At 31.8% G+C, this 13,304-nt stretch carries 15 protein-coding genes and 2 pseudogenes; 9 read left to right on the top strand and 8 right to left on the bottom strand.

What is annotated here, in order from left to right; all coding sequences use genetic code 11:
* Positions 1-87: 87 nt before the first annotated feature.
* A complete protein-coding gene (locus HUE88_RS02010) occupies positions 88-684 on the bottom strand; it encodes a hypothetical protein (protein ID WP_194370583.1) in 597 nt (198 codons plus the stop codon).
* Between the two features lie 213 nt (positions 685-897).
* Positions 898-1,206: an Eco47II family restriction endonuclease gene (locus tag HUE88_RS02005; RefSeq protein ID WP_194370582.1), complete on the bottom strand. Its 309-nt coding sequence runs from the start codon at positions 1,204-1,206 to the stop codon at positions 898-900.
* Between the two features lie 176 nt (positions 1,207-1,382).
* On the opposite strand from HUE88_RS02005, the gene istA reads away from it, so the two are divergent.
* The 5 genes and pseudogenes from istA to HUE88_RS01980 all read left to right on the top strand — a co-directional run.
* Positions 1,383-2,951 carry an IS21 family transposase gene (istA, locus tag HUE88_RS02000; RefSeq protein ID WP_194370579.1) on the top strand — a complete coding sequence of 523 codons (1,569 nt, stop codon included), beginning with the start codon at positions 1,383-1,385 and terminating at the stop codon, positions 2,949-2,951.
* Positions 2,952-2,969: 18 nt separating this feature from the next.
* Entirely contained in the window at positions 2,970-3,722 is a 753-nt protein-coding gene (istB, locus tag HUE88_RS01995) for an IS21-like element helper ATPase IstB (RefSeq protein WP_194370577.1), read from the top strand.
* Between the two features lie 78 nt (positions 3,723-3,800).
* Positions 3,801-4,250: a tyrosine-type recombinase/integrase gene (locus HUE88_RS01990; protein WP_194372473.1), complete on the top strand. Its 450-nt coding sequence runs from the start codon at positions 3,801-3,803 to the stop codon at positions 4,248-4,250.
* A gap of 311 nt (positions 4,251-4,561) precedes the next feature.
* Positions 4,562-4,873, top strand: coding sequence for an NINE protein (locus HUE88_RS01985; protein ID WP_194370575.1), 312 nt, complete (start codon positions 4,562-4,564; stop codon positions 4,871-4,873).
* 174 nt (positions 4,874-5,047) lie between these two features.
* Positions 5,048-5,236 (top strand): annotated as a pseudogene (locus HUE88_RS01980) (DEAD/DEAH box helicase family protein); the annotation flags it as partial.
* 103 nt (positions 5,237-5,339) lie between these two features.
* Here the strand turns inward: HUE88_RS01980 and HUE88_RS01975 are convergent.
* The gene (locus HUE88_RS01975; RefSeq protein WP_194370571.1) at positions 5,340-5,552 is read right to left on the bottom strand and encodes a hypothetical protein; all 213 of its coding nucleotides are present in this window, start codon (positions 5,550-5,552) and stop codon (positions 5,340-5,342) included.
* Between the two features lie 261 nt (positions 5,553-5,813).
* Here HUE88_RS01975 and HUE88_RS01970 point away from each other — a divergent pair.
* Positions 5,814-6,125 (top strand): annotated as a pseudogene (locus HUE88_RS01970) (DEAD/DEAH box helicase family protein); the annotation flags it as partial.
* A gap of 115 nt (positions 6,126-6,240) precedes the next feature.
* Here the strand turns inward: HUE88_RS01970 and HUE88_RS01965 are convergent.
* Positions 6,241-7,164 (bottom strand): HEPN domain-containing protein, encoded by a 924-nt coding sequence (locus HUE88_RS01965; RefSeq protein WP_194370569.1) that lies wholly within the window; start codon positions 7,162-7,164, stop codon positions 6,241-6,243.
* On the bottom strand, positions 7,165-8,220 hold the full coding sequence (locus tag HUE88_RS01960) for a DUF262 domain-containing protein (RefSeq protein ID WP_194370566.1): 1,056 nt from the start codon (positions 8,218-8,220) through the stop codon (positions 7,165-7,167).
* A 144-nt stretch (positions 8,221-8,364) separates the two neighbouring features.
* Here HUE88_RS01960 and HUE88_RS01955 point away from each other — a divergent pair, with 144 nt between their 5' ends.
* Positions 8,365-9,768, top strand: coding sequence for a DNA cytosine methyltransferase (locus HUE88_RS01955; RefSeq protein WP_194370564.1), 1,404 nt, complete (start codon positions 8,365-8,367; stop codon positions 9,766-9,768).
* On the opposite strand, the gene HUE88_RS01950 is transcribed toward HUE88_RS01955, so the two are convergent.
* Both HUE88_RS01950 and HUE88_RS01945 read right to left on the bottom strand, forming a co-directional pair.
* Positions 9,765-10,952, bottom strand: coding sequence for an MvaI/BcnI family restriction endonuclease (locus HUE88_RS01950; RefSeq protein WP_194370562.1), 1,188 nt, complete (start codon positions 10,950-10,952; stop codon positions 9,765-9,767). The two genes, HUE88_RS01955 and HUE88_RS01950, sit on opposite strands and share 4 nt — an antisense overlap.
* Positions 10,953-10,964: 12 nt before the next feature.
* Complete coding sequence (locus HUE88_RS01945) at positions 10,965-11,477, bottom strand: helix-turn-helix domain-containing protein (protein ID WP_194370560.1); 513 nt, start codon at positions 11,475-11,477, stop codon at positions 10,965-10,967.
* A gap of 377 nt (positions 11,478-11,854) precedes the next feature.
* Between HUE88_RS01945 and HUE88_RS01940 the strand changes: the two genes are divergently transcribed.
* Both HUE88_RS01940 and HUE88_RS01935 read left to right on the top strand, forming a co-directional pair.
* The gene (locus tag HUE88_RS01940) at positions 11,855-12,433 is read left to right on the top strand and encodes a tyrosine-type recombinase/integrase (protein ID WP_194370558.1); all 579 of its coding nucleotides are present in this window, start codon (positions 11,855-11,857) and stop codon (positions 12,431-12,433) included.
* Between the two features lie 64 nt (positions 12,434-12,497).
* Positions 12,498-12,794 carry a hypothetical protein gene (locus tag HUE88_RS01935; RefSeq protein ID WP_194370556.1) on the top strand — a complete coding sequence of 99 codons (297 nt, stop codon included), beginning with the start codon at positions 12,498-12,500 and terminating at the stop codon, positions 12,792-12,794.
* 17 nt (positions 12,795-12,811) lie between these two features.
* On the opposite strand, the gene HUE88_RS01930 is transcribed toward HUE88_RS01935, so the two are convergent.
* Positions 12,812-12,958, bottom strand: a complete 147-nt coding sequence (locus tag HUE88_RS01930) for a hypothetical protein (RefSeq protein ID WP_194370554.1) — start codon at positions 12,956-12,958, stop codon at positions 12,812-12,814.
* Positions 12,959-13,304 lie beyond the last annotated feature (346 nt).

Genomic DNA, 13,304 nt, shown 5'->3' with positions numbered 1-13,304 from the left:
AATTTAGAAGATTATACACGTGTTACCATAAGTAATATAGCTAATGTTAAAAACTAAAGGCACAATTATATTTTTAAAATACAAAATTTACTTTCTACTCGTTACTTTAAAGAATATCATATATAAAAGTAAAATCCCAATAAATTCTAAAACATAGATGAAATTACTTTCTCCATATTTTAATATAAGAGTCTCAAAAATATTGTAAGGAGAATTTGTCATTTTTGTTTCCAGAACTGTAAGAAAAGCTACTGTGATTGAAATTAGAGATAGATTACGAAGAGTAAGCAACTCCTTGTAATCTACTTTATATATGAGTACTCGATAAACAAAATATATTGCCATTATAAAATTATACATCCATATATTTTTATCTATCGAGTCTTTAGTAAGAGTGGGGAGTTTAACAATACCAAAACTTGACAATCCTTGTGCAATTGAGTAGTATAAAAATAAGATCATAGTTATTTCTAATATAAAAATTGGTGCTAGTATAAAAGTTGTATGAATAGGGGTTAGTTTAATTACATCATTTTCTGTCCAAAGTAACGTGAAGTACATAAATAATATTGAGGAAAAGTAGGCTACCATATTTATTCCTACACTGCTCAATGAAACCTTATAATAGGTTGAATTTATAAAATGTTCAACAGGAATAGTTAATAAAATTAATCCTACCATCATGAGGCCAAAGCCTAGGTAAGTATGTTGCTGTCCATCAACTGTTGCATTTATTTTTTTTGATAACGATAATATAAATAATCCTATAAGTATAAGTTATAAAATGATATCATATAATAGTTTAAAATGGTTTAAATGATTCCATCAGTTTTCTCCTTTTTTTAATTAAGTCTACTTTTGATTAGAGTATTTGAAATCATAATTTACCTGTTTGTATTATTTTTTTTGACCATAAGCTCTGTTTAGCAAATCAATAAATTGCTCACTAGACTGCATTTTTAAATTTTTAGCTAAAAGATTAGAAATTTTCTCATACATATCATATATAGCATTCTTATCATTTGTAAGTAATTCATAAAAGCTTTTACCATCTATTTTTCTAATATCTTCTCTATAGGGTCTATTACTTCCAGTTGTATTGTCTGGTGGGGTAAATAGTACATTAAACTGTTTTGGCTTCTTAGGTATTATTTCTACATAATATCCTGTGTAAGCTGCAAAAAACGCACCAAACTGGCCACCCATCGCGTTTTTATCCGGCCACCCATGTCGCTTGACATCCGGCCAGTGATGACGGAGCTTATCTGGCCACTTTGTGCCTGAGTCCGCGATTTTATATTCAGTTAAGAATTAGCTGAATACTCTAAGAGATATTTTCTAAATTTACCTACACTCTTTGTAAAATTTACAAAGGTGTTGCAATGAGGAAAATAGATATGAAACAGATAAGAGAAGTATTGAGATTGTATTTGCTTGCAAACCTCTCTGCTCGAAAAATTCAAGGGGCTACAGGTGTAGCTAGAACAACAGTACAAGAGTATATCAAGCGATGTAATGAAAGTGATATTGTTACGTATGAAATGCTTACAAACATCAATGATGAAACACTCAATCAAAAACTATTTGGTATAACATCCACAACTATTACTCCAAATCCTTCTAAAATAATGCCAGACTACAATAGCGTTCATCAAGAGATGAAGCGTAAGAAAAAAACAAAAGTTACACTGATGCTTCTATGGGAAGAGTATAAAGCAACATATAGTGAACAAGCGTATGCATACACACAGTTTCGGGTTTACTACAGACGTTATAAACAAAGACTCAATCCATCAATGCGTCAAATACATATAGCAGGAGAGAAGGTGTTTGTAGATTATAGTGGTGTTACTATCCCTATTTATAACCAAAAAACTGGTGAAATAGATAGTGCACAAATATTTGTTGCAGTACTTAGTGCTAGTGGTTACACATTTGTACACGCAACACCTAGCCAAAAACAAGAAGACTTTATACTTTCACATACTTTAGCTTACCTATTCTTTGGTGGAGTGCCGCAGATCGTAGTCCCAGATAATCTTAAAAGTGCTGTCATCTCCAACAATAAAAATGGAATAGTTATCAATGAAAGTTACGCAGCATTAGCAAGGCATTACTCTATGAGAGTAGAACCAGCGCGTCCTTATAAACCTAAAGATAAGTCCAAAGCTGAACAAGGAGTTCAAGGGATACAACGATATATTTTAGCCTGCTTTCGTCATACAAAGTTTTTTAGTGTAGATGAGCTTAATGATGCTATAGCTTCTCTTATGGATAGATACAACAATAAAGTGATGAAACATATCAATAAGAGCCGTACACAACTCTTTGAAGAACTTGAGAAAGATGAGCTCCAAGCACTCCCTGCGAATCGCTATATCTATGAGCAATACAAACGAGCCAAAGTAGGCATTGATTATCACATTACGTTAGAAAAGTGCAACTACTCAGTGCCATTTCAATATATGCAAAAAGAGGTTGAAGTTCGATATTCCACACATCATGTGCGAATATACTACAGCAATGAAATTATTGCAACACATCCAAGATTAAGAACAGTCGGTACATTCTCTACCCTCAATGAGCATCGTTCCCCAGATCATGAATATATCCATAACAAATGGAATCCAGAACGCTTACGTTCTTGGGCAAAAAGTATTGGAGAGTACAGCTCTGTGTTTATAGAAGATTGCTTTGAATCTGTGGGGTATAAAGAACAAGCGTTTAGAAAGATTATGTCTGTTCTAAAAATGGCAAAAGAGTATGGAAATACAGAGTTTGAATTAGCCTTAATGTATGCAATAGAGCATAAGCTTACAAGAGTCAAGTCAATTCGTTCAGTGCTGGACAAAAGACTCTACTTACAAAAAAGTTCAAATAATAGAGACTATATGATACCTACACTTTTCAATACACACGAAAACCTTCGTGGTGCTGATGAGTACAAATAAAAAACAAGGATTTAAAAAATGACACATTCACAACTACAAGAGAAGATAGAAGATTTAGGCTATAAAGGGTTAAAAGAATCTTATGAGAGACAGTGTGAGGATATCAACTATACAAAAATGAGTTTCGAAGAAAGGCTATACCAACTCCTTGACGCGCAAGACCTCTTTTTAAAAAATAAAAAAATTACAATGAATCACAGACTTTCTAAGATTAAAGACAAACAAGCAGCACTTGATGCTATAGAGTATAATCCAAAAAGGCATTTGGATAAAGCACAAATCCAATCTCTTGCTCAACTTAATTTCATTACTGCAAAACAAAATATTATTATCACTGGAAAAACTGGTACAGGCAAGAGTTATTTAGCTCAAGCCTATGCCAATCATGCGATTCATTATTCATACAAGGTCTCTTACGTGCGGATGCCATCACTACTTGAAGAGATACGACTTGCTCGAATTGATGGAACATATATCAATGTTCTAAAAAAGTATTCACGATTTCAATTGCTGGTACTTGATGATTTCGGCGTTATACCAATGGCAGATAATGATGCAACAAATTTATTTGAAATTATTGAAGATAGAACATCCATAAACTCAACTATCATCACGTCTCAACTTCCTGTGAGTGAGTGGTATAATTATCTCAATAACAATACAGTTGCAGATGCAATTTTAGATAGGATTGTTCACTCATCGCATAGGATACAACTTAGTGGACCATCTATGAGAAAAATCAACTCATTAGCCGAAAATGTAGAGTATTGAAAATCAACATCCGGCCACTTTATGCTAAAATGATGCTACAGAAAATATCCTCTTAGAGGGTGGCCGGATGTCTCCGCGATTGGTGGCCCGTTTGAACGTCATGCGCACTCAAATATCGATTTAAAGACTCAAACAGTACAAATCTTCGATACTAAGAATAAAAGCTGGTATACCGCATATATGAACTCTAAGATTTTCAACTCGGAGAATTTTATCTTTATAGATAGTTTTAGGTTTAATGATTTTATTTTTTATAATCGAGAGAGAAAATTAACACATCGTATTGTTGCTTATCATATGAGACCAATTTATAACGATATGTTTAATCAAGGGTTAGCAGATGATGATTATAAGTTTAGAGTTTGCAACCACACGCTTCGCCACACTTTTGCTTCTCACTTAGCGATAAATCAAGTGCCATTATTTGAGATACAGAAGCTTATGAATCATAGAAGTGTCTCCATGACCCTTCGCTATATGAAGCTAAGTGAGGCGAATAAGGTATCTGCTGTAGAAGGCATTTATTAGAATCAATATGTATCTTCTGTGGTATATTCAATATTTGGTGAAGTTTTCTTATGTCCAAACTGCAAACCTCCTTCCTCAAACAACCAGTTAAAATACTGTAAGTCTTCATTATATACTTGGTATAAAGTTTTAGTACTGTGTTTTCCAAAACCCAACGATATAAATCATTTGGAATAAACCTTATGGATTTATCATAATTAAGTCTCTTTTTGTAACAATTATAATTATTTTTAATATGTTTTCATATTAAACTTGACTTATATATAGAAAGTAATAATAATGGTTAAAGTTTATTATATAAGGATGAAAACATGAGCGTAAATATAGAACAAATGAGACTAGAGGAAAAGAAAAAGAGTGCTGTTATAGCATATATAATGTGGTGGTTTCTTGGACTTTTTGGAGCGCATCGTTTTTATATGGGTAAAAGTAATGGTGCCACTATGCTTATTATTAGTATTTTAAGCTTTCTTACTATGATCATTGTTGTTGGTTATATTGGTTTACTAGCGATGCTTGTCTGGTGGGTACTAGATGCAATATCTCTTCATAAATGGGTTACAACTTATAACTTAGAGCTTATCAATAATTATGAGAAAGCAACTGTATCTGCTAATAACTAAATATATTACTTTCTTGTTATTACAAACACAACTTTAAATACCGTAATGTATGGTGTTTAAAGTAGCCTATAAGAACTCAGTAATAAATAATATTTCGGCAGCCTGATAGCAGCCATATGCAATAAAATCACCTCAAATCCAAACCATTCACAACTAAATGCTATAATCTTATCAATGAAAAACTCAATCAATTTTAAAGCAAATACTCCATATGAGCCAGCAGGTGACCAGCCTACTGCTATTAAAGAATTAACTGACTCTATACTAAAAGGTAATCGTTATCAAACCCTAGAAGGTGTTACAGGTAGCGGTAAAACGTACACTATGGCTAAGGTTATAGAATCGGAGCTAATTTCGACATTATCTTGATACCAAAATTTCTTAAAATATGGATACAACTTGCGTTATACTGATAATTTTTGGTCCTTCGTCTACAATTAGAGATTATGACAGTTTACAAAGACAATTAAACTTCATGATTATAACTAAGTGTAATGTTAATGACACTCTCAGTTTTTTTTTGTGCTAAACCATAGGATTCACAAAACTGCTTTTTTACTGCCTGATCAAGAGAGGCAAGTTCAATCTTATAGTCTACTATTGTGTCTTCTTCAATAACTTTCATGTTAAACGCTGCTATTTCTTCTTTTGAAGGTTTTTTACTAATGCTAATATACAAGCTTTTCCTCACTCATTAAAATTTGAAACAGAATTATAGCCACAAAAATCTATTTTTATTCAAGTTTTAAAAAAAATGATTAAAAGTTAATCATTTTTTTTAAGTATATATTAAAAATTTATGATAAGGGACATAAATATGATATCTTTTGGTAACTAAGTAGCATAAATCCTTAAATTTCTCGGCAGCCTGATAGCAGCCATATGCAATAAAATCACCTCAAATCCAAACCATTCACAACTAAATGCTATAATTTCACCAATGAAAAACTCAATAAATTTTAAAGCAAATACTCCTTATGAACCAGCAGGTGATCAACCTACTGCTATAAAAGAGTTAAGTGGTTCTATTCTAAAAGGTAATCGTTACCAAACACTTGAAGGTGTAACAGGTAGCGGTAAAACGTACACTATGGCTAAGGTTATAGAGAATGTTAAGATGCCTACTATTATTATGACTCATAACAAAACTTTAGCGGCTCAGCTGTATAGTGAGTTTAGAGGTTTCTTCCCAAATGCACATGTAGAATATTTTGTATCATATTATGATTATTATCAGCCTGAGGCTTACATTCACAAAGGTATAGCTGCCTAGTATCTTTTAAAACTGTTTGTTTCTAAGGTGTTTAGAGTGTTTTAGGTTTTTGTTTAGAATGGTTTCGACAGCTTATTGGCAGCCGTTTTATTGTTTATGAGTGCCAGTCAATAATTCGCTTTTGCTCATTTAGAATAATTAAAAATTCATCTTTTGCAAGCAGTCTTGGTTTTAAAAAAATGAGAGCTGCATCTAAACTATCCCATATTTTTCTTGCTTTCCCTGATATTACAGTTGTTTCTCTATATCTAGTAGTACCAGAAACAGTTTCTAAAAAACGAAAGTTAAGAGCATTTTCAATAGTATGATTATCGATTGGGATACTATAGTTAGCATTAATTTGTCTATTTCTAGCAATCAGTAAAATATCAAATGCAGAAGATATAGAAATGATATCATTTTTAATTTCTTCTAACCATCCATAATTATATTGAAAAGTTGCATCATGAGCAGCACTATGTCGTCTTGATGTAGCATTTTTAAATACCTGAATTAAGATTGGTATACCACTCCCTATCTTAGTAGACACTTCTCCTAGTTTATTCCAACCCCCGGTAATACCAAATGCTCTTATAACATCTGCAATTTCTGTATCAGTGACATTTGAACCTGATGACACTAATGAAAAATCAGACAACTGAAATGTTGGATTTTTTGTAGAATGTATTTTTAAAGCTTCATCTTGAATTAAAGCTTGCCAATTACCACCATTCTTTTTGAGCATATTAGCTTTAGAGTTTAATGAATTTAAAGCACCTCTTATTGATGCATTTTGCAATGATTCTGGCAAACTTGTAAATTGAACATTTGAACTAGATAAAGTAACTAAAGCTTCTGAAGTTCTTTTTTTTATATAATCTTCCAAAATATTAAAAGCAACAATCCCAAGACCTTTTCTTAATAAATTAGCAATACCATTGTGATTGTTAATTCCAACTCCATTGTCAACTAAATAAGGCTCTTTAATTGTTAAATCTAGATACTGAAGTCTATCAAACAACTCCTGTTTAGCAGACACTTATATGTCTCTTAATATCTTATAGAACTCATCAATTCTATAATATACACTTTTACTATTTGACGTAAATTCAATTAAAGATTTAGAAAATTTTTCATCTGTTTCTAATTTAGATATCAGAGCTTGTTTTACATGTTCGGCTTTGCTTAATGCATTAATTCTTTCTTCATTGGTTAACATAGCTGAACAAACCATTTGAATATCATAATAACCTTGAAGAACTCGACTCGTTCCATCTGGTTTTTTAAAACCTTTATCCCCCCAGATAGTTTCACAAAATTCTAATGAACTTTTAAATTTATGCTCTTCATCTTCAATACTCAAATCATTACTTTTTAATTTTGTTGCCATAAATGTATCCATCGCTATATCCATATTTCCGGGAAAATTACTCCAACTATTAAGAAGCGTAAAAAAGCGTAATACATATTGAACATCTGTCATTTCTTTATACATTTTTGTCGTTTCATCACTATTTAATTGTTCTTTGAAATATCCAATCTCTGAGAGCATAAGTAACATATCGTTAAATTTTCCACTGAATGCAACATTCCTTATTTCTTGTGCATTTAAAGCAACACCGGCTTTATTTAGTCTCAAGAAAACTTCGTGTTTTAGTTCAGAATTAGATTGTCTTAGCATTGTTACAACTCTCAAGTAAGGTCTGATTTTTAAAGCATTAGAAAGTGCAGCGGGTAAATCATTAAAAGTGTATCCCTCGAGTTCAGTAAACTTATCCAAGTTTTGAAGTTTTAAATTTTCATATAAAAACCTATAAATTGCAGTCACTCTTTGCTTGCCGTCAATTACAGAATATTTTCCATACTCTGCTTCTGCTAAGTAAATAGGCGGAACAGGAATATTAAGTAAAAAGGATTCTATTAGACTTGATTCTTTATTTGTAGTCCATCTTTCTCTTCGTTGATATTTTGGTGATACATCAATTGCTTCATTTTTTACCATATCAGCAATAGACTGTAATGATAAGTCCGATTGTTGTAATACCAGCGAACTTTGTGAATAATTAAATTTTTCTTCTATATCTCGAGAGTTCATTTTTACACTTCTTATGTTAATTTTAATTAATACAATGATAGCAAATTATTTAATAAATGAAGTAACATCTACATAAATAGCATATAAAAATAGCAAATTGCAATATACCTGGACTTTTAAAATCATTACAGATATAATTCCATTATGAAAAAAAAATATATAGATTTATTTGCTGGTTGTGGTGGACTTTCACTAGGGTTTGAAACAGCTGGTTTTGAACTTGGGTTTGCTGTAGAGAAGTCTCCTATGGCTGGTGAAACTTTTTATCACAATCTTATAAAAAATATTAAAGCTCCAGATGAGTGGAATAAATACCTTCTTAAATCTGCAGAAGATAAATTAAAAGCTGGTTTATACATTGGTGAAACTATCTCTCTGCTAGAAAAACCTGAACTATTAAAAGCCACAAAAGAAAACCTTGGAGAGATAGATTTAATTGTTGGTGGTCCACCATGTCAAGGGTTTTCATTGGCTGGGAAACGAAATCCAAAAGACCACAGAAATGAATTACCATGGCAATTTTTAGAATATGTAGAAATTTTCAAACCTAAAGCTGTACTAATGGAAAATGTTCTTGGAATGAGAAGTCGCTTCTCCAAGCACGATGAAGATGCTCCATTTACAAAAATTAAAAATCTTTTGGAAACAGGTTTTGGAGAAGATAAAGAATCAACTCAATATGTTGTGCAAGAACTCCAATTAAATGCGATGCATTATGGTGTCCCACAATATAGACCAAGAGTTTTACTATTAGCTATCAGAAAAGATATTGCAGATAAGCAGAATTTATTTGCCACAGACGACATTTGGAATTCTAGTGATTATTTTAAAGGCAACGAAGGTTCTCCCCTTTGTCCTATTCCAACCATTAAAGAGAAAGATATACTATCAGTAAAAGATGCTATTGGAGACTTCTTTGCCGAACCAGAAGATAATTCCAGATACCTCGATAAACTCAATAGCAAAAGCGGTTTTAAAAAGACTATTAAAGGAAATAATGCACATTGTGAAAACAATAATCTAAGACAGCATTCAGAAAAGACACAATTAAGATTTAGACTATATCAGTATTTTGCACTTAACGGCATTACTACAAAAGTTTTCAATCTAGCAGCCAAATACTCAGCAACAAAAGATAAAGTTTTTTATGACCAAATTGATTTAGAAATTAATAAATGTACTTTTCCAGCTACTTCGCCAGATGGAACAATATTAGCGAATACGGAAGGAGAACTCATAGCTTTAATAATCAGTCTTGAAACGAAGAAGCATTCACAAAGACCACTTAAGCTAAATTCTCCATCACCAACAGTTGTTAGTGTTCCAGATGATGTTATACACCCTATAGTTCCAAGAACTATGACAGTAAGAGAGCAAGCTAGATTTCAATCATTCCCAGACTATTTTGAGTTTAGGTCTAAAGAGACTACAGGTGGGGCTAGAAGAAGAATTGATGTACCACAATATACACAAGTAGGTAATGCAGTACCTCCGTTAATGGCAAAAGCTATAGCAGAGCATATAAAGAAAATATTAGATAAGAGTTAACAGTCCGTATCTTTAATACATAACTTGACTTGTCGTTTGAAAAGTGTTGGTATATGCTGCTTACCTATTCTCCACAAGAATCCATGGTCTCTTGTTTTACCTGTTTCTGGGTCATGGTGGATTGCAAAATCTAAACTCACATTCCCCATTTCCATCAAACTCATAAAGTTAATAAAAGAGCTATCCTCACAATAAAGAGCAGACTCATATAAAAATGTTTCATTCACATCATTTTTACTTTTTCTATTTTCTGATAATGCTTTTATAAAAACAGTCTGCTTATGTTTAGCAGCAAGAGCATCTCTTAAAGTTTTATAATCATAATAAACTACTCGTTCTCCATTTTTAGTAACATATATTTTTTGTGTTTCTGAATCAATAGTTAGCTGCCAGCCTTTTGAGTTTTCTTGAATAGTGTTTATTGTAATGTAGAGGGCGTATCTTTTGTTCTCGTCGTCCCAATAACCATAATCTTTTACAAGTGATGTTCTTTTATTGCTTAGCTTTGCATAATTTGGAGTTTTAGCAAAAAGTGTTTGAAGAGTCGTGTTGTTTTGTCTGGAACATTTAATTTCGACACCTTTGTAGTCAGGTTCTTTACTAGAGTTAGCTACAATTCCCAAAAGCGATTCAAAAGTAAAACCAATTCCAGTATCTCCACCTCTCATTGTTTTTATATATCCTCTATTAAATAGCTCTTTTGTTTTTGCTTGAAGTTCTAATACTGCTTCAGGTAAGTTATCGGCATCAATTTTAAAGATCGTGCTAAGTGTGTGTTTAAACTCTTCAATATCTCCTTTAAGAGGGATAGCATATAATTTACCATCCCATACTGTTAGTAATAATAAGTCAAAAGCTTCCAAAACTTTCTTTAAAGAATAAATCCAAAATCGTGGATCTCCACTTTTTGTTTTAGGTCTATAAAAACTAACCTCTTTGGTTACAAATTCACCATTAGTTAAAAGCTCAACTTCATCTTTTAATCCATTTTCAGAACCTTGTTCCATAGTTACATAATCTATCTCTAGATTCTCTTTTAATAGCATTCTTAGTGGTTCAGAAGCATCAATAATTGACTTTTGCAACATTGTTGGAGTCATTCTAATTAACACATACTCATTATGAGTAGAGTTTTCTAAAACATCTATATAAGCTTGCTCATTTGTATTTGCGGTAAATACCATTGTTTATTTCCTTTATCTATTGTTTAGAACTGTAGCTATTTTATGTAAAGTAGCTAGTCTAAAACTATGTTCTCCACCTTCTATGTGGACAAGTGTTGTGTTAGAGATATTTGCTTTTTTTGCAAGTTGCTTTTGAGTCAAGTTTAAACCTTTTCTCTTTTGCATAAGTAACTCACCAATATGCTTCATAAACAAGGGATAATTCATATTTAAAAACTGTAAAGATGAATCACTTGAAAGTCCTAAAAATATTTCATCTATAAATATCAAAACTTCATTTGAAACAGGTATTAACTTAGTTCTAATAGAATCATTTTTTGTAAACGACAAACTCACTTTTAAACCAGAAAGCAACTTTACATATGTGTTAATTAAAACACCTCCATGTTTGGCACTTTCAATTTTTTGTATTTGGTCATATACAATCCCAGTCTCTAAAGCCAGAGCTTGTAGACTCATGCCTCTAGTGTTTCTAGATTGTTTAATCAAAGTTCCAAATTCATAAGTGAATTCTTCAAAGCTCATAAAATATCTCCTTTTCTAACAACATTGTAACATACTGAAAAATTTATTAATCGGTAATAATTAAACTATTTACTGGTATTTTTAATAATTATTTAGTTGTTAAAATAAAACTGATGCTAGTCTCACAAAGTCAGAATCTTGCCACATGAGAATACATTACTTATACCATACAGAACAATATGGCTTCGATAGTGTCTTTTCTCTTTGTCTTCAGTCCTTGAAATAAATAACAGCCATACAATTCAATTACTATAAATTCTAATAAAACCTAATCATTGAAGCTATAGCGAGCTTTACTCTCTATGTGGTATCAGTATGTCAGATTGGATACTATAAAATCCTCTATATCAGTAGAAATTATAGTAATTGGAGACAAAATGAAAATTCAGAGAATTAAAAAGAGCATAACAGAGAAAGAGTATAAAAAGTTGATGGCTTATGCAAGAGGCGATGAAGATATTAAAGAGTTCAATCAAAAACGCTTTTTTAAAATATTTTCATTACTTTACTATTCTGGTTTACGTGTAAATGAAATTACGCAGATTAAGTACAGCCATGTAGATGACATCATTCAAAATGGTGAAACAGTTGTAATATCTCATAAAACTAAAATGGAACGCGTTTTATATTTTTCAGAGAGTGCAATTAAAGAAATAAAGAAATATTTTACTTACGCTGAAAATGAACTTGATAACTTTTGTATCACATCATGGGGAAATCCAAAAAAGACTTTTCATGAGATTAGTTTAATTCAACTCGTAAATAAATATATGAAGCAAATCTTGGGAACTGGTTTCACATCTCACTCATTTCGACAAGGGCTTATAACTGAAATGGGTTCTCGAAGTGTAAATCCTCGTATCATCCAAAGTTTCATTGGGCATAAAAACATAAATACAACTTTAGGGTACATTCGCCCCACAGAGGACGATATAAAGAATTCACTTGTAAGATAACTTCCACAAGCTTTTACAAACCATCTCCTATAATCTCCTATAAACGAAAAGGAGATTCATTCAAATGCAAAAAACAAATACTCTCACTGTAATGGTCAACTCCAAAAATTATGACATCACAGTTCAAGACAGTTTTACTATTTGGCTTTCAGTTCAAATGCATCAAGACTTTAAAACTCACAATATTTCTCGAAAAGAGCTTCTCAGAGCTTATGTCTCTAAAGTGCATGAGCTGTTTTTGATTGAACAAAAACTTGATGGTGTTCTTGAATCTTTTTCTCACAGACTTAAAATATGGGTGGACAGCATGGACAGGTTGGACGGAATCGAGCCACAAGAAAGTACAGCCGATACAAATTAATGTATCGACTGCGCTATTTAAAGCCCTACAATTTTGAGAGCGACTTGTGTTTCATATGACATTGGTGGAGCTTTTACTTCTTTGCCATCCTTTTTATCCTGTTCCATCTTCGCTACCGCCTGTAGCAAATATTCATGTTCTTTTTGTGTGAGTGTGATTTCCATAATTTAAACCTTTTTTGAATTTTATTTATTATTTGTTTAGTTCCTTGAAATCTGCGGCAAGAGGATTTGAGTGATTTGATAAACATATACATCAAACGAAAGCTATTCATTTGGACTCAAATTTACATTGGGAATTATTTTAATAAATTTAAGAATTTGCTTACTTTTGTAAGTCTGTAATAATTCCATATTAATCATTTGTTCAGATCACTTAACCACAAAATATATTATTGATATTAGAACCTCTCCATGTAAATATCTTCGTCATTTCTATGGTATTAAAAGAGACTACAAAGCCCTATAGTATGGGAGAAATTAGCCATTAATACCATAGAAATAAATAATT

This window comes from Candidatus Sulfurimonas baltica (assembly GCF_015265455.1).
Classification (GTDB): Bacteria; Campylobacterota; Campylobacteria; order Campylobacterales; family Sulfurimonadaceae; genus Sulfurimonas; species Sulfurimonas baltica.
Note: the sequence above shows the minus strand (reverse complement) of the source record. Positions and strands in the feature narration are given on the sequence as shown.